Raw genomic sequence first — 16,530 nt, 5'->3', positions numbered from 1 at the left:
AGCTGGCTTTGGCGCAGGGGGATCCGCAACCGCTCGTCTCGGTGATCGTGGTGAACTACCACGGCGCCGACGACACGATCACCTGCCTGCGCGCGCTCGCCGAGCACGACTACGCCGAGCTCGAGCTGATCTGCGTCGACAACTCGGCCGACGAAGCCGAAGCCGCCCGCATCCGCGACGCCGTACCCCAGGCCCAGGTCGTCGAGGCCGGTCGCAACACCGGTTTCGCCGGCGGCTGCAACCTCGGTGCTAAGCACGCGAAAGGCACGGTCCTCGGCTTCCTCAACAACGACGCCCGCCCCGCGCCCGGCTGGGTCTCCGCCGCCGTCGCCGAGCTGCGCGCCCAGCCCCGCGTCGCCGCGGTGGCCAGCAAGGTCCTCGACTGGGACGGCACCGGCACCGACTTCGTCGACGGCGGCCTGACCTGGTTCGGCATGGGCTACAAGCGCCACGCCGGTTCGCCCCTGGAAGACGTCCCGGCCGCCGAGCACGAGGTCGCGAAGGACGTCCTGTTCGGCACCGGCTCCGCGCTGTTCGTCCGGGCGAGCGTGTTCGCCGAGCTCGGCGGCTTCGACGAGCGGTTCTTCATGTTCTACGAGGACGTCGACCTCGGCTGGCGGCTCAACCTGCGCGGCTGGCGCGTCCGGTACGTCCCGGCGTCGCAGGCGTTCCACCGCCACCACGGGACGATGGCGGCGGTCGACGCACCCGAGACCGGCCGCGAGACGTTCCTGCTGGAGCGCAACGCCCTGGCCGCGCTGTACAAGAACCTCTCCGACGAGACCCTGGCCCGCGCGCTGCCCGCGGCGCTCGCCCTGGCCGTGCGCCGGGCCACCGCCCGCGGCGAGCTGGACGCGACCCAGCTCGACCTCGAACGCGGCGGTGCTCCTTCAGGCCCGATCGAGTCCGGCGACGTCGCCATCCCCCGCACCACGCTCGCCGGGCTGCTGGCCATCGACCAGTTCGTCGAGCAGCTGCCGTCGCTGGCGGCGTCCCGCGCGGCCGAGCAGGCCGCCCGCGTCCGCACCGACGCCGACCTGCTTCCCTTGCTGCGCAAGGCTTTGGAGCCCGCGTACCCGCTCCCGCGCTACCTGGCCGCGCACGACATCCTCGTCGAGGCGTTCGGCATCGAGAAGGCGTTCGGGCAGCGCCGGAAGATCCTGGTGATCACCGGCGACGCGCTCACCGAGCGGATGGCGGGCCCGGCGATCCGCGCCTGGAACATCGCCCTCGCGCTCGCCGCCGAACACGACGTCCACCTCGTCACCACCAATCCCCTCGCGACGCCGCCCCCGGCACCGTTCCGGGTGAGCGCGGGCAAGCACCGCGAGCTGGACGCGCCGATCGCCTGGGCCGACGTGATCGTCCTGCAGGGGCACGTGCTGGAGCTGGCGCCGTCGCTGAAGAAACAGCACCGCGGCAAGATCGTCGTCGCCGACCTGTACGACCCGATGCACCTGGAGCTGCTGGAGCAGGGCAAGGGGGTGGCGGACGACCAGCGCGCGGCCGACCTCGCCGGGGTCACCCGCGTCCTCGACGCCCAGATCGAGCGCGGTGATTTCTTCCTCTGCGCCTCCGAGCGGCAGCGGCACTTCTGGCTGGGACACCTCGCCGCGACCGGCCGGCTTTCGCCGCGTCTCTACGACGCCGACCCGACGACGCAGTCGCTGCTCGCGGTCGTCCCCTTCGGCCTGTCGCCGGAGCCGCCGGTGCGCACCGGGCCGGGCCTGCGCTCCTCGCTGGGCATCGGCGGCACCGACCACGTCGTGCTGTGGGCGGGCGGGGTGTACAGCTGGTTCGACCCGCTGACCCTGGTCCGCGCGATCGAGAAGCTGCGGCGTCGCCGCGGCGACGTCCGGCTGGTGTTCCTCGGGATGAAGCACCCGAACCCCGAAGTCGCCGAGATGGACATCGGCACCCGGACGATCCGGCTCGCGGATTCGCTGGGGCTGACCGGCAAGCACGTCTACTTCAACGAGCAGTGGGTGCCCTACCACGAGCGCCAGAACTGGCTGCTCGACGCGAACTGCGGCGTCACCACGCACTACGAGCACGTCGAGACGACGTTCGCGTTCCGCACCCGCGTCCTGGACTACCTGTGGGCGGGGCTGCCGATCGTCACCACCGACGGCGACGCGTTCGCCGACCTGATCCGGGCGGAACGGCTCGGCGTCGTCGTCCCGGCCGAAGACGACGCCGCCTTGGCCGACGCGCTCGAAAAGGCGTTGTACGACGAGGAGTTCGCCGCGGGCTGCGTCGAGCGGCTCGCCGTCGTCGCGCAGCGGTTCGCGTGGCCCGAGGTGCTGAAGCCGCTGGTGGAGTTCTGCCGCGACCCGCGGCCGGCGGCCGACCGGCTGCCCGGCTCGGCGGACCTGGTGACGACCCCGCCGGTCCGCGGCCGGGCCGTGCTGCGGCGGGACGTGGACCTGATCCGCGAGTACCTCGACGCGGGCGGGCCGCGCGAGCTGGTGCGGCGCGTGGGCGGCCGGGCGCTGAAGGTCGCGAAGCAACGGCTCCGCCGTGGCTAGGTCACTGAGCGTCCTCCTCGACGGCACCCCGCTGCTCGGCGCGCGCACCGGGATCGGCCGGTACACGTCCGCGCTGATCGAAGAGCTGGTGTCGATCCCGGAGGTCGACACGCGCGCGGTGGCGTTCACGCTGCGCGGCTGGCGGCGACTGCGGCACGTGCTCCCGTACGGCGCCCGCGCCCGCGGGATGCCGGTGGCGGCGCGGCTGCTGCGGATGGCGTGGCTGCGTTCGGACTTCCCGCCGGTGGAGGTGTTCGCCGGTCCGACGGACGTGGTGCACGGCACGAACTTCGTGCTGCCGGGCCGCTTCCGCGCGGCCGGCGTGGTGACGATCCACGACCTGGCCTTCCTGGACAACCCGGAGGAGCTCGCCCCGAGCGACAAGGACCTCCCGGTCCTGGTCCGCCGCGGCGCCCGCCGCGCGAACGTCATCTGCACCCCGACGGCGGCGGTGGCGGACGCGGTGGCGGAGCGCCTCGACGTCTCCCGCGACAAGATCGTGGTGACGCCGCTGGGCGTGAACCCGGCGTGGTTCACCGCCCGCCCCCCGGACGACGAGCGCCGGGCCCGCCTGGGCCTGCCGGCGCGGTATCTGCTGTTCGCCGGGGCCGCGGGGCCCCGGAAGGGCCTGGACTGGCTGACCCGGGCGCACGACTCGGCGCCGGACCTGCCGGACCTCGTGTTCGCGGGCCCGGGCCCGTTCCCGCGCGGTCCCCGGAGGTGCCAGACCGGCTATCTGTCCGATGTGGACCTGCGCACGGTGGTGGCCGGCGCTTCGGCCCTGGTGCTGCCGTCGCGCGACGAGGGGTTCGGGCTGCCGGTGCTGGAGGCGATGGCCTCGGACGTCCCGGTGGTCTGCACGGACATCCCGGCGTTGCGCGAGGTCGCGGGCGAGTGCGCGAGCCTGGTCCCCTACGGCGACGTGGACGGCTTGGCGGCGGCGTTGCGGACGGCGGTGACGGACCCGCACGCGGTGGCGACGTCGGCGTCGAGGCGAGCGCACGCCGCGAACTTCACGTGGCGCACGTGCGCGGAGCTGACGGTCGGCGCGTACCGGCTGGCCTCAGGCCGGCACTGACCCTTTGTAGGCAGCGAGGACGTCGCCGAGCGAGCCGCTCCGGCGGATCCGGCCTTCGTCCATCCACAGGGCGTCGGTGCAGAGTTCGCCGAGCAGTTCATCGGAGTGCGAGGCGAAGACGAGGATCCCGGACCGGCAGGCGAGGTCGACCAGTCGTTCGCGGGCCTTGGCGAGGAAGGCCGCGTCGATGGCGCCGAGACCTTCGTCGAGGATGAGGATTTCGGGATCGATCGTGGTGACGACGCCGAGCGCGAGCCGGACGCGCATGCCCGCCGAGTAGGTGCGCAGGGGCAGGTGGAGGTAGTCGCCGAGTTCGGTGAACTCGGCGATGTCGTCGATGCGCTTCTCCATCTGCGCGCGGTTCATGCCGAGGAACAAGCCGCGGATCAGGATGTTTTCGCGGCCGGAGACCTCGGGGTCCAGCCCGACGCCGAGGTCGAACACCGGCGCGATCCGCCCGGCGACCCGGGTGCGGCCCCGCGTCGGCTCGTAGATGCCGGCCAGCAGCCGCAGCAACGTGGACTTGCCGGCGCCGTTGTGCCCGACCAGCCCGACGCGGTCGCCGTCGGCCAAGGACAGCGTGATGTCCTGCAGGGCTTCGATGATCGGCGTTTTGGCTGGTCCGCCGATTTTCCCGCCGACCTTGCCGAGCACCCGTTTCTTCATCGACCGGGTCTTGGCGTCGAAGATCGGGAAGTCGACGTAGGCGTTCCGCACCTCGATGCTCACCATGCTGCCACCCCACAGCAGGCGCGCAGCCGGGCGTCCCTGGAGAAGGTGCTGGCCGCGGCCGAGCACGTGCTCGGCCGACGCGGCCACGAGGAGTTCACGATCGGCGCGGTCGCCGAGCAGGCGGGGTTGTCGGTGGGGGCGATCTACCGCCGCTTCGCCGGCAAGGACCAGCTCCTGTTCGCCGTGAAGGATCAGCTGCTCAGCCGCCTGGAGGCGAGCGTCGACGAAGCACTCCGCGACTCGGCGCCCGGGTTGCGCGCGGTCGTCGGCGCGTTCACCCGGGCGTTGGCGGGCACCTTCGCCGCCCACGACCGGATCTTCTCCGAACTCCTCGACGGCCAGCGCGCCGACGGCCGCGAACGCGGCCTCCAGGCCCTCGCCGGCATCCAGCAGGCTTTCGTCGAGGCCGCGGGAGACGGCCAGGCCGTCCGGACCGCCGCGCGGACCGTCATCGGCGCCTGCGTGCACCGCGCGGCCACGTGCCGCTACTGGCCCGACGACCTGGACTGGACCACCTGGGCCGCCGAAACGGCCGAGATGACGCTGGCCTACTTGGCGCTCGCGAAGTAGGCGGCCAGCGCCTCTTCCCACGACCGCAGCGGCGTCAGCCAGGCTTCCTTCCAGGAGGACGGGGACAGCACCGAGTAAGCCGGCCGGGCCGCCGCCTGCGGGTACTCCGCCGACGTGCACGGCCGGACCCGCGCGGGGTCCGCACCCAAGTGCTTGAAGATCGCCTGCGCGAACCCGCACCAGCTCACCGCACCCGCGTTCGTGCAGTGCAGGATCCGCGCTTCGGGCCCGTCACCGGCGGCCACCCGCGAAGCCAGCTCGAGAAGTCCCGCGGCCAGGTCGGCCGTCCACGTGGGACCGCCGATCTGATCGTCCACAACGGACAACGTGTCCCGCGAAGATTCCAGCCGTGCCATGGTCTTCACGAAGTTCGAGCCGGCATGCCCGTAGAGCCACCCGGTGCGCACCACCCACGACGCCGCCCCGGACCCGAGTACCGCGTCCTCACCCGCCGCCTTCGTGCGGCCGTACGCACTGCGCGGCCCCAGCTCGTCGGAAGGCTCGTACGGCTGGGATGCGTCACCCGAAAAGACGTAGTCGGTCGACACGTGGATCAGCGGCACCCGCCGGGACGCACACGCCGCCGCCAGCACGCGCGGCCCGTCCGCGTTCACCGCGAACGCGCGCTCCTCGTCGGTCTCCGCCGCGTCGACCGCCGTGTACGCCGCCGCGTTGATCACCACCGGCGCCGAGCCCGCTTCCCGGGCCCGCTCGGCCAGCGCCCCGACCGCGGCCAGCACCTGGCCCGTCGCCGTCACGTCCAGTTCGGCGGAACCGGGGGCCACGACGTCCACCGAAGGGGACGCCAGCGCGGCGAGATCCCGGCCGAGCTGCCCGGAACCCCCGGGCACGAGTACCGTCAGCGGCACAGACATTCCTTTACTTCTTCAGCGCGGCCCGCGCGGCCAGCGGCTCCCACCACGCACGATTGTCCCGGTACCAGGCCACTGTCTCGGCCAGGCCGTCCTCGAAAGAGACGCGCGGAGCGTACCCCAGCTCCTCGTGGATCTTGGTGATGTCCACCGAATACCGGCGATCGTGCCCCTTGCGGTCCTCGACCGGCTCGACGCTGTCCCAGCTCGCGCCGACCGCCTCCAGCAGCTTCTCGGTCAGCGAACGGTTGGTCAGCTCGGTGCCGCCGCCGATGTTGTAGATCTCGCCCGGCCGCCCGCCGTCGGCGACCAGCTGGATGCCGTGGCAGTGGTCGTCCACGTGCAGCCAGTCGCGGACGTTGAGCCCGTCGCCGTAGAGCGGCACCTTCCCCCCGTCGAGCAGGCTGGTGACGAACAGCGGGATGACCTTTTCCGGGAACTGGTACGGACCGTAGTTGTTGGAACACCGGGTGATGCACACCGGCAGCCCGTGGGTGCGGAAGAACGACCGCGCCACCAGGTCGGACGACGCCTTCGACGCCGAATACGGCGAATTCGGCTCCAGCAGGTGGTCTTCGGTCCACGAACCGTGCTCGATCGAGCCGTACACCTCGTCGGTGGACACGTGCACGAACTTGCCGACGCCGGCTTCCACGGCCGCCTGCAGCAGGTTCTGCGTGCCGAGCACGTTCGTGAGCACGAAGTCGGCCGACCCGAGGATCGAGCGGTCCACATGGGACTCCGCCGCGAAGTGGACGACGAGGTCCACGCCCGTCATCACCTCGGTGACGAGCGCGTTGTCGCAGATGTCGCCGCGGACGAACCGCAGCCGCGGGTCGGCGGCGACCGGGGCCAGGTTGGCCTCGTTGCCCGCGTAGGTGAGTTTGTCCAGCACCACCACCTCGGCGTCGCGCAACGCCGGGTAGGCGCCGGTCAGCACCTGCCGGACGTAGTGCGACCCGATGAAGCCGGCACCACCGGTGACCAGGACCCGCATCTCCACGCCTTTCCTCGCACCCCCGGACGGGGTCATCCGCCCCCCAGCCTACGGAGGTCCTACAACAGCCTCAGTAGAGTCTTGAATGGAGGCACACTGGTGTCCTGGGGGAAGCACGGGGTCACAGGGGAGGAAGCGCGTGACCGAGCAGGCTGCGCCGACCATCCCGGCGCGCCGGGGGCAGCACACCGGCCGTGGTGCCGCCCTCGTCGCCCGCCGCGGCGGCAAGGCCGTGCTTTCCCTGCTGTCGGTGGCCGTTCTGGCCCTGACCTGGTACGGCTGGCAGTACATCGGCGATCCCAACACCGGCCTGACCACCACGAACGTCTTCGCCGACACCGAGGCGCACGCGAAGCCGCTCGACGGCGCGGTCGACATCCTCCTGGTCGGGCAGGACAGCCGCACCGACGCGCAGGGCAACCCGCTGCCGCGCGAGGTGCTGGACATGCTGCACGCCGGCGTCTCCGACGGCGAACTGAACACCGACACCATGATCCTCGTGCACATTCCCCAGAACGGGAAGCACGCGATCGCGGTTTCGTTCCCCCGCGACTCGTGGGTGGAACTGGCCGGCGGCTTCGGCAAGCACAAGCTCAACAGCGCGTTCGTCTACGCGTACACGGACACTTACCGGGCGTTGCAGCGCCAGGGCATGACCGACCTCAAAGAAGCCGACAAGCAGGCGAAGGTCGCCGGGCGGAAGAACCTCATCGCCACGCTCGAGAAGTTCATCGGCAAGCCGGGCATGATCGACCGCTACGCCGAGGTCAACCTGGCGAGCTTCTACGAGATCACCAAGTCGATCGGCGGCGTCGAGGTCTGCCTCAAGGGGCCGGTCAAGGAAACGAAGTCCGGCGTCGACCTGCCGGGCGGCCGCCAGACGATCGAAGGCGTGCAGGCGCTCGCCTTCGTCCGCCAGCGCTACGGCCTGCCCAACTACGACCTCGACCGGATCGCCCGCCAGCAGGCGTTCCTCTCCGGCCTGGCCCGCAAGGTGCTCTCGACCGACGTGCTGACCAGCCCGGTGAAGATCGCCGACCTGGTGTCGGCGGTGAAGAAGTCCGTCGTGCTGTCGCAGGGCTGGGACCTGACCGAGTTCGCCGCGCAGATGCGCGGCCTGACCGGCGGCAACATCGAGTTCCACACCATTCCCACCCTGGGCAACGCGACCATCGGCGGCGCCGACGTGCTGCGTGTCGACCCGGCCCAGGTGGCGGCGGAGGTGGCGCGGCTGACGTCGGACGGCAGCACTCCGGCGGGCGAGACGCCGGCGCAGCTGCCCGGCGCGAACGCCGTCACGGTCGAACTGTTCGACGGCTCGGGCGCGCCGTCGCTGGCCGGCCAGACGCACGCGATGCTGCAGAGCAAGGGCTTCACGCTCGCCGCCGACCAGCGGCTGGGCGTCCGCAACACCACGGTCGTCCGGTACAACCCGGCCGACGACACCGCGCTGGGCCTGGTCAAGCAGGCGCTGGGCACCGCGGCGCAGGCCGAGCCGGACCGGGACGTCCCGGCCGGGCACGTGCGCGTGCTGCTGGGCAAGGACCTCCGGAACTCGGCCGCCGGCCCGGGTGGCGCGCCGACGTCGACGGCGGCCAAGCCGACGGCCACCGCGCCGCCGGCGTCCACCCCCGCCGCGCCGCCGATCACGGCGGGCGACGTTCCCTGCGTCAACTAGACTGGGTACGCAGGGTGTTCGGGGGAGGTAGGCCGGCGTGGCAGACGAGCAGGAAAAACCGGAGGCGACGGCCGTTTCGGTGACGGAAAGCGACGAGTGGAAGCCGTCGCCGGTTCCGCGGCCGGTTCCCGGTGCGCCGCCGTCGAGGATGCGTCGCGTGGGCCGCGTCAGCCGCCGGGTCGCGGTCGGCCTGGTGTCGCTGCTCGCGCTCGGCGCCAGCGGCTACGTCTACGTCACCAAGGACCAGCTGCAGAGCACGGTCCCGACGACCGACGCGCTCACCCCGCGGGCCGGCGAGCCCGCGCCGCCGCCCGCGGACGACGGCGCGGAGGACATCCTGCTCGTCGGCAGCGACGCGCGCACGGACGCCCAGGGCAACGCGCTGCCGGCGCGGGTGCTCCGGCAGCTGCGCACCGAGGCCAACGACGGCGCGGTGAACACGGACACGATGATCCTGCTGCGGGTGCCGAAGAACGGCGGCAAGCCGTCGGCGGTCTCGATCCCGCGCGACACGTGGACGGCCATCCCGGGCCGCGGCGAGGCGAAGATCAACTCGGCGTACGGCATCGCGAAGGCGCACTTCGCGCAGGCCTTGCGCGGGCAGGGCGAGCGCGACCAGGCGAAGATCGAGCGCGACTCCGACACCGAGGGCCGCCGGGTGCTGGTGCAGGCGGTGCAGGACCTGACGCAGGTGCGGATCGACCACTACGCGGAAATCAACCTGCTGGGCTTCTACCTGCTGACCGAGGCGCTCGGCGGCGTCAAGGTGTGCTTGAACCACGCGACCGAGGACAAGGATTCGGGCGCGAACTTCCGCCGCGGCCAGCAGACGGTCTCGGGCGGCGAGGCGCTGTCGTTCGTCCGGCAGCGGAAGAACCTGCCGCGCGGCGACCTGGACCGGATCGTGCGGCAGCAGGCGTTCCTGTCCTCGGCCCTGCACCAGCTGCTTTCGGCGGGCACCCTGACCAGCCCGGGCACGCTGAACGACCTGATGGACGCGGTGCACCGCTCGCTGACCCTGGACCCGGGCCTCGACCTGCTGCAGTTCGCGCAGCAGGCCAGGGGGATCGCCTCGGGTGAGCTGACGTTCGCGACGATCCCGGTGATCACGGCGAACGGCCGGAGCCAAGACGGGCAGAGCATCGTGCAGATCGACCTGACGGCGGTCCGCGGGTTCGTGGCCGGCCTGGCGGGCCGCCCGGCCCCGGCCGCGGCCCAGGCACCCGGGCAGCCCCCGGTCGGCGGGAGCTCGGGCGACTCGGCGGCCGCCCCCACCGCCACGACCGGCGGCGGCGCGGGCAGCGGCGCCGCCCCCGCCGCGGCGCCGCTGCTCCGGGACTCGCCCGGAGTTCCCTGCGTCAACTGAAGTCGGCGCGGTGGTCCTCCGCCCACTGCCGGAACGTCCGCGGCGCGTGGCCGGTCACCTCGCGCACCACGTCCGTCACCAGCGACGGCTCCCGGGTCGTCCGCTCCCAGGCCCCGAGGACCGACACCGGCACGTCCGCCGGCCAGCCCAGCGCCAGCATGCGCTCGACCGCCTGGTCCTTGGTCAGTTCTTCGACCGGCAGCGGCCGGCCGAGGACGTCCGCGAGCACCGCGGCCTGCTCGCGGAACGAGATCGGCTCCGGGCCGGTCAGCGCGAGCGACTTCCCGTCGTGTGAGCCGTCGATCAGGATCCGGGCCGCGACGTCGGCGATGTCCCGCTCGTGGATCGCCCCCGTCCGCGAGTCCGGGTACGCCGTGCGGACCACGCCCTCCGCGATGTCCGTGCGCCAGCCCAGCGTGTTCGTCGCGAAGGCGCCCGGGTTCAACGCCGTGGAAGCGAACGCCCCCGCGGCCAGGGCCTGCTCGACCGCGCGGTGCAGCCCGGCGATCCGGCTCTGCGCGGCATCCGGTTCGAGCGTCGCGGCCGACGACAGCAGCACGACGTGCCGGACGCCGGCCGCTTCGGCCGCCTTCACGAACCCTTCGATGCCCTGCGGCCGCGTGTACAGGAAGGCCGCGGAGACGCCGTCGAGCGCGGGCTGCAGCGTCGAGGCGTCCTCCAGGTCCGCGCTCACCTTCGCGACGCCGTCCGGCACGTCGAGCTTCGCGGCGTCCCGGCTCGACGCGCGGACGTCCTGACCTGCGGCGACGAGTGCGTCGACCACCGCGTGCCCGATGTGTCCGGTGGCCCCGGTGACGAGAATGGTCATGGTGCTCCCCAGCTTCCGAGATAGGTTTGCTTTCAAAGCAAACGTACTGAGGTCGATCATCCGGTGTCAACCGGCGCCGCGCGCGGTCCGCGCTTTAGCCTTGTCCCCATGAGCCTGACCGACGAGCTGCTGCGCCCGCTGCCGGCCGCCCAACCGTTGATCACCCACTACGACGACCAGCTGGGCAGCCGCGTCGAATTGTCCGTGGCGACCACCGCCAACTGGGCGGCGAAGACGGCCAACTGGCTGACCGAGGAGTTCGACGTCGAGCCGGGCGACGCCGTGGCGGTGCAGCTCCCGGCGCACTGGCAGACCGTCGGCGTGCTGCTCGGGGCGTGGTGGTGCGGGGCGCGCGTCGTGTCCGAGGGCGCCGGCGCGCGGGTGGCGTTCGTCGGGCCGGACGACCCGGAACCGACCGGCGCGGCGGCCACCGCCGTCGTGACGCTGGACCCGATGGGCCGCGGCCTCGCCGAGCCGCCGGGCGGCGGCGCGTTCGACTACCTGACCGAGTCCCGGCTGGCGGGCGACCAGTACCGCCCGCTCTTCCCGATCCCGGGCACCACCGCCGCGCTGTTCGAGTCCACTGTGGACGAGGTGCTGGCCGAAGCCAGGGCCCGTGCGGCGAAACTCGGCCTCACCGCGGCCGACCGGGTGCTGTCGACCCGGGACTGGAGCGGCCCGGAGGGCATCCTCGACGGCCTGCTCGTCCCCCTGGCCGCGGGCGCCCACCTGGTCCACATCAGCAACGCGGACCCGGCGAAACTCGCCGCCCGCCGTGACGCCGAACGCACCACGGCGGACCTCCCCGCGTAACGCAGTCTGCCGCAGCCGTCGTGAGTGGTAAGGCGGGTTCTAACCCGCCTTACCACTCACGACCAGCCGCGGCAGACTGGGGACTCAGGCGTTCTGCAGTTCGCCGACCTCGGCGTCGCGGCGGGCGCGCTTGCGGCCCCACAGCAGGTGGTCGAGCGAGAGCCGGCCACCGTTGAAGCCGAGCGCGAGCCCGGCGAGCGCCAGCACCAGGACCAGCTCGTAGCCGCCCTGGCCGGTCAGGCCGTTGTCGATGTGCACCGACAGCAGCGCGCCGACCGAGATGACGACGTAGCCGATGCCGACGAGCGGCAGCAGGAAGCCCACGATGAAGGCGACCGAGCCGAGGATCTCGACGGTCATCGCGAAGATCGCGGCGGCCGTGGGCAGCGGGATGCCCGACATCTCGAAGAACTTCGCCGTGCCGTCGATGCCGTTGTTCCACTTCTGGAGCCCGTGTGCGAGGAAGACGACCGCGACGCCGATCCTCCCCAGCAACAGGGCCACGTCCTTGAATCGTCCGAACATCGGTTTCAGCTCCCGGGTAGGTGAATATTCAACTGACCCGACCCAAAGTAGGGCACTGGGCACCCGAACCCGAAGCTCCGGACGGTGATCGACAGGAAACCGACAGGCACCGTCTCAGCGCTTGTGCGCCCTGGCCGCACCGAAGCAGTACACGCCGAACGCGGCGAGGCCGAGCGCCACGACGATCAGCAGCACGGTGCCGAAGGGCTGGGCGGAGAGCGTCTTGAGTGCGGCGTCCAGGCCGCCGGCCTTGTTCGGGTCGGCCGTGAACCCGGCGATGGCCAGCAGGATCGCGACGATGGCCAGGACGACGCCCTTGGCGAGGTAGCCGGTGGTACCGATCCAGCCGATCCAGCGCTTGGTCTTCCCCGGCAGCTCCGTCGTGTTCAGGTCCTCGAGGAACTTCTTCTTCACACCTTTGACGCCCGCGGCGATGGCGACGCCGAGCACGCACGCGGCGGCGATCACGACCAGCGCCGGCCCGGCCGGCAGCTGGAGCAGCTTGGCCGTGAACTCCTGCTGCTTCTCGTTGCTGGACCCGCCGCCCCCGCTACCGGTGGCGATGCGGATGGCGGTGACGCCGAGCAGGATCACGACGACGCCGCGCGCGGCCGCGCCGATCCGCTTGCGTGTCCGCTTGCCGCCGCTGACCCAGTCGTACCCGGTGGCGGCCATCAGGAACTGCCAGAGCCCGAACAGGATCAGGCCGACGGCGACGATCCAGAGCAGAATCTGGCCGAACGCCGTGGAGCCGATCTGCTGCAGGGCGCCCTTCTGGTCCGCCTGCTCGCTGTCACCGAAGGCGACCTGCAGCGCGAGGTAGGCGATGACGAGGTGCACAACGCCGTAGCACGCCATGCCGGCGCGGCCGAGCAGTTGTGCGGTGTTGCTCTTCTCGCCGCGTTCGGCGGTGGCCTCTGTCCGGTTCATGCCTTCTGGGTACCCAGTCAGCTTCATGATCGGCTGGGCCGAGTGGGGCAACGTCGTTGCGGCGTTGGGACGAGCGGGGCCGGATCCGCGACCGCCCGACTACGGGCCGTCGCATGTGGACTCCGCCGCGACGTCAGGCGGGGCGGCGCCGCACCTCGTCGAGGCCGGCCCAGCCGCCGTTGACCGCGAGCAGCGTCAGCACCTGTTCCGCCTGCTCGGCGAACCGGGCGAGGTCTTCGTGCAGCAGCGTCGCGCGCTCGCCGTCGAGCTGGTCGAAGTCGTCGAACCACAGCGAGATGGCCGAGCCCGCCGTGACGGCGAGCCCCTGCGTCAGGCTGAGGAACCCCGGCGACGGCGCATCGGCGGCCGCCCGGTAGGCGGTCTCGATCTCGTCGCACGCGGCGAGCAGGTCACGCAGCTGGCGGACGGCGCCGGCCGGGGTCCCGTCCCAGGCCGCGGTCGGCCAGGCGCGATCGGACAGCTCGAGCCACAGCCGCCAGCCGGCGACCAGCTCGGCTTCGTCGTGGGGCGTCCAGGACGCCGGAACCGGCCAATACATGCTTCGAGAGTGACACCGCCGGAGCGGAAATCCGCCCCGGCGGTGGGTTATGTCTCATGTGGCGAAACTCAGCCGATGACGGGCGGCACGAACACGCAGGGCGGCGTCTTCGCGTGCGCCGGATCGAGCGCGTTGAGCACCAGTCCCTGGGCGACGGGGTCGTAGGTGATGCCGAGGTGGTCGGTGAAGTCGAGCCCGCAGACGTTCTGGAGCAGGATGTTCTTCACGTTGGAAGCGGCCTTGAGAAAGGCGCTGGCGTACGGCGTCACGACGTCGTCGTAGCGGGTCTGGATGACGGTGTACTGGATGCCGGGCACGGTTTCCCCGCCGGCGTTGAGGTCGGTGAGGAAGTCCGAGCCGACGGCCTGCTCGTTGCAGGACTGGCAGACCGTCCCGAGCGCGGCCGGGACACCGGGGATCAGCTCGAGGGTGCTCAGCAGCCCGAAGAGATCGGTCCCGTGGTTGGACGGCGACAGCCCGACGAGCCGGCTGATCTTGTCCGCGCCCCCGAGGTACTTGATCCAGTACCGGACGTTCATCCCGCCCTGCGAGTGCCCGACGACGTCGAGCTTGCTCGCGCCGGTCCGCGCCAGGATCTTGTCCCCGAAGGCGGCAAGCGCTTTCGCGGTGTCGGCGATCGGCCCGACGGTCTGCAGGAAGCTCCCGGGCGCCCCGCCGAAGTTCCCGGCGAAGACGCAGTACCCGGCGTCGGCGAGCTTCTTCGAGAGGTTGGCCCAGTTCTCGTAGGCGTTGGCGGTGGTCCCGTTTGAGAGGAGAACGGGGTTGGGGTGCCGCTCACTCGGCCGGCAGTTCCAGTCGTTCGCCCCCGGTGGCGCAATGCTGGGCGCGCCGAGCGAGTACAGCGCCGCCGTGAGGATGTTCGGCTGCACGGGCCCGGTCGGTTCCGCTTCCGCCGCCTGAGCGGACCCCGCCCCCAATGCGAGTGCCGCCACCATGGCGGCGGCCGCCGTGAGCCACCTGCGCGTCGTTGCGCCCATCCGCTTCACCTCTCTGTGAACCGATGGTGATCCGCGTCACCGCACGTTTAACGCGCGAGTAGCCTGCCCGAACCTCCCCCTGGTGAGTGAATTTCCTTCGGCAGTCAGAGCGCCGCGCCGAAGTAGGCGGCGAGCTTCTCGACGGCGGGGTCGATGAATTCCTTCTTGTCGTAGAGGTCGACGTGGCTGGCGCCCTCGATCCAGTGGAGCTCCTTGGGGCCGGCGGCGCGCTGGTGGACCTCGACGGCCATCCAGGACGTGATGGCGCGGGTGCCGATGATCTGGAGCAGCGGGCGCGGCGCGATGAGCGGGACGGCGTGGAAGGCGTCGAACGAGGCCAGCTTGTCGACGCTGGGCCAGGCGAGGAACTTCGCGGAGCGGTCGTGCTCGCCCCGCGGGGTGCAGTAGTACTCGAAGCCCTCGACGCCGTGCTGGCCGCCGAGCGCACCGGCCTCCGCGGCGGTCTCGGGGAACATGGTCAGCACCCCGGGGTCCTCCCCGCGCGCGGCGGCGGTCCGGGCCTGGGCGGCGAGCCCGAGCAACCCCTGGAAGACGGCCGGGTCCTGGGTCCCGTCGGCGCCGTAGCGGAACTGCCGGGCCACGTCGACCCCGGAGACGGTGGCAACGGCCTTGACGCGGTGGTCGCCGCCGGTGGCCGCGAGCGAATAGCCACCGGAGGCACAGATGCCGAGCAGGCCGACGCGATCGGCGTCGACCTCCTCGCGGGTGGTGAGGAAGGAGACGGCGGCCTTGAAGTCCTCCACGCGCTGGGCGGGGTCTTCCAGCCCGCGGGGCAGGCCGCCGGACTCGCCCTGGTAGGCGGCGTCGAAGGCGAGGGTGACGAAGCCGCGTTCGGCCATCAGCCGGGCGTAGGTCCCGGCGGTCTGCTCCTTGACGCCGGTGCCGGGGTGCCCGACGACCAGCGCCGGCCGCGGCCCGGAGGCGGGGGTGTCCGGGGTGTGGAGGTGGGCGGCGAGCGGGATGCCGGCGCTGTCGAACCGGACGGTGGTGGTGGCCATGGGGCTCTCCTCGAGACGGTGCTGCTGGTGCTCCACCACATTCCGGCGGATTCGGCCCGGGCGGGAGAGCCAGGTTTCTGCCTGGGAAAGAACTTGCCCCCCTTCACGCGCCCCGCACCGGCGCCGGTGACGGACACTGGAGACCATGACGCCGGACTCCGATCCCCGGGCGCTGGGAGCGTTCCTCAAGGCCCGCCGGTCCCAGCTGACCCCGCGGGACTGCGGCTTGCCCGAGCCGGAGACGGCCCGCAGGGTGACGGGCCTGCGCCGTGAAGAGGTCGCGCGGCTCGCGGCGATCAGCGTGGACTACTACACCCGCCTGGAGCAGGGCCGCGTCCGCGCGTCCGCGCCGGTGCTGATCACGTTGGCCCGCGCCCTGCGCCTGGACGACGACCAGCAGCGCTACCTCTACGAGCTGGCCGGCCGGGCCGACGCCCTCCCCCGCCGCCGCCGTCCCGCGCAGCGCGTACGTCCGGCGATGCGCAGGCTGCTCGCCCAGCTCACCACCACCCCGGCGCTGGTCCTCGGCAGGCGCCTGGACATCCTGGCCTGGAACCCGGCGGCAACGGCCCTCTTCACGGACTTCGGCGACATCCCCGCGGACCGGCGCAACTACCTGCGCCTGCTGTTCACGAACCCGGCGGTCCGAGAGCTGCACGAGAACTGGCAGCACGACGCCCGCGAAGCGGTAGCGGCCCTCCGCATGGAGGCGGCGCCCGACGCGGCCGACCCCGACCTGTCAAGACTGGTCGGCGACCTATCGGTCCAGGACCCGGACTTCCGCAGGTGGTGGGCCGAGCACCACGTCAACACGGCAACGTACGGAACCAAGCACTACACCCACCCCCTGGTGGGCAAGCTGACCTTGGACTGCGACACCTGGGCCAGCCCGGACGGCGAGGGGCAGCGCCTGATGGTCCTGACCGCAGAGCAGGGCACCCCATCCCACGACGCCCTGCTCATCCTCACCGCATGGGCAGCGGAAGACAGCCATACGAACGGGACGCAAAAGCCCGAGCCATGACCACCTTCTGAA

At 71.8% G+C, this 16,530-nt stretch carries 16 protein-coding genes; 7 read left to right on the top strand and 9 right to left on the bottom strand.

Annotation, left to right across the window (positions count from 1 at the left end; translation table 11 throughout):
• Window positions 1–8: 8 nt before the first annotated feature.
• Entirely contained in the window at window positions 9–2,528 is a 2,520-nt protein-coding gene (locus AB0M30_RS06640) for a glycosyltransferase (RefSeq protein WP_364580777.1), read from the top strand.
• On the top strand, window positions 2,521–3,606 hold the full coding sequence (locus tag AB0M30_RS06635; RefSeq protein ID WP_364580775.1) for a glycosyltransferase family 1 protein: 1,086 nt from the start codon (window positions 2,521–2,523) through the stop codon (window positions 3,604–3,606). Before AB0M30_RS06640 ends, AB0M30_RS06635 begins: the two co-directional genes overlap by 8 nt.
• Here the strand turns inward: AB0M30_RS06635 and AB0M30_RS06630 are convergent.
• Window positions 3,592–4,338, bottom strand: a complete 747-nt coding sequence (locus tag AB0M30_RS06630) for an ABC transporter ATP-binding protein (RefSeq protein WP_364580772.1) — start codon at window positions 4,336–4,338, stop codon at window positions 3,592–3,594. The two genes, AB0M30_RS06635 and AB0M30_RS06630, sit on opposite strands and share 15 nt — an antisense overlap.
• 45 nt (window positions 4,339–4,383) lie before the next feature.
• On the opposite strand from AB0M30_RS06630, the gene AB0M30_RS06625 reads away from it, so the two are divergent.
• Entirely contained in the window at window positions 4,384–4,908 is a 525-nt protein-coding gene (locus AB0M30_RS06625; protein WP_364580769.1) for a helix-turn-helix domain-containing protein, read from the top strand.
• Here AB0M30_RS06625 and rfbD read toward each other — a convergent pair.
• Both rfbD and rfbB read right to left on the bottom strand, forming a co-directional pair.
• Complete coding sequence (gene rfbD, locus AB0M30_RS06620; RefSeq protein ID WP_364580766.1) at window positions 4,887–5,783, bottom strand: dTDP-4-dehydrorhamnose reductase; 897 nt, start codon at window positions 5,781–5,783, stop codon at window positions 4,887–4,889. The genes AB0M30_RS06625 and rfbD overlap by 22 nt on opposite strands.
• A gap of 4 nt (window positions 5,784–5,787) precedes the next feature.
• Window positions 5,788–6,777 carry a dTDP-glucose 4,6-dehydratase gene (gene rfbB / locus AB0M30_RS06615; RefSeq protein ID WP_364581235.1) on the bottom strand — a complete coding sequence of 330 codons (990 nt, stop codon included), beginning with the start codon at window positions 6,775–6,777 and terminating at the stop codon, window positions 5,788–5,790.
• Between the two features lie 139 nt (window positions 6,778–6,916).
• Here rfbB and AB0M30_RS06610 point away from each other — a divergent pair, with 139 nt between their 5' ends.
• Window positions 6,917–8,455, top strand: coding sequence for an LCP family protein (locus tag AB0M30_RS06610; protein ID WP_364580763.1), 1,539 nt, complete (start codon window positions 6,917–6,919; stop codon window positions 8,453–8,455).
• Between the two features lie 37 nt (window positions 8,456–8,492).
• On the top strand, window positions 8,493–9,821 hold the full coding sequence (locus tag AB0M30_RS06605; RefSeq protein ID WP_364580761.1) for an LCP family protein: 1,329 nt from the start codon (window positions 8,493–8,495) through the stop codon (window positions 9,819–9,821).
• Here AB0M30_RS06605 and AB0M30_RS06600 read toward each other — a convergent pair.
• Entirely contained in the window at window positions 9,814–10,650 is an 837-nt protein-coding gene (locus AB0M30_RS06600) for an NAD(P)H-binding protein (RefSeq protein WP_364580759.1), read from the bottom strand. The genes AB0M30_RS06605 and AB0M30_RS06600 overlap by 8 nt on opposite strands.
• Window positions 10,651–10,758: 108 nt before the next feature.
• On the opposite strand from AB0M30_RS06600, the gene AB0M30_RS06595 reads away from it, so the two are divergent.
• A complete protein-coding gene (locus AB0M30_RS06595; protein ID WP_364580757.1) occupies window positions 10,759–11,463 on the top strand; it encodes a TIGR03089 family protein in 705 nt (234 codons plus the stop codon).
• Window positions 11,464–11,547: 84 nt separating this feature from the next.
• On the opposite strand, the gene AB0M30_RS06590 is transcribed toward AB0M30_RS06595, so the two are convergent.
• The 5 genes from AB0M30_RS06590 to AB0M30_RS06570 form a co-directional block, all read right to left on the bottom strand.
• Complete coding sequence (locus AB0M30_RS06590; RefSeq protein WP_103344178.1) at window positions 11,548–11,988, bottom strand: DoxX family protein; 441 nt, start codon at window positions 11,986–11,988, stop codon at window positions 11,548–11,550.
• A 114-nt stretch (window positions 11,989–12,102) separates the two neighbouring features.
• Window positions 12,103–12,918, bottom strand: coding sequence for a DUF1206 domain-containing protein (locus AB0M30_RS06585; RefSeq protein WP_364580754.1), 816 nt, complete (start codon window positions 12,916–12,918; stop codon window positions 12,103–12,105).
• Between the two features lie 133 nt (window positions 12,919–13,051).
• Complete coding sequence (locus tag AB0M30_RS06580) at window positions 13,052–13,477, bottom strand: hypothetical protein (RefSeq protein ID WP_103344176.1); 426 nt, start codon at window positions 13,475–13,477, stop codon at window positions 13,052–13,054.
• Window positions 13,478–13,545: 68 nt separating this feature from the next.
• Window positions 13,546–14,475 (bottom strand): alpha/beta fold hydrolase, encoded by a 930-nt coding sequence (locus AB0M30_RS06575; protein ID WP_364580752.1) that lies wholly within the window; start codon window positions 14,473–14,475, stop codon window positions 13,546–13,548.
• Window positions 14,476–14,579: 104 nt separating this feature from the next.
• Window positions 14,580–15,494 carry an alpha/beta hydrolase gene (locus AB0M30_RS06570; protein ID WP_364580750.1) on the bottom strand — a complete coding sequence of 305 codons (915 nt, stop codon included), beginning with the start codon at window positions 15,492–15,494 and terminating at the stop codon, window positions 14,580–14,582.
• A 145-nt stretch (window positions 15,495–15,639) separates the two neighbouring features.
• Here AB0M30_RS06570 and AB0M30_RS06565 point away from each other — a divergent pair, with 145 nt between their 5' ends.
• Complete coding sequence (locus AB0M30_RS06565) at window positions 15,640–16,518, top strand: helix-turn-helix domain-containing protein (RefSeq protein WP_364580747.1); 879 nt, start codon at window positions 15,640–15,642, stop codon at window positions 16,516–16,518.
• The last annotated feature ends 12 nt before the right edge of the window (window positions 16,519–16,530 follow it).

This window comes from Amycolatopsis sp. NPDC051716 (assembly GCF_040681595.1).
Classification (GTDB): domain Bacteria; phylum Actinomycetota; class Actinomycetes; order Mycobacteriales; family Pseudonocardiaceae; genus Amycolatopsis.
The sequence above is the reverse complement of the archived record's forward strand: the minus strand, read 5'-3'. Positions and strand labels throughout refer to the sequence as shown.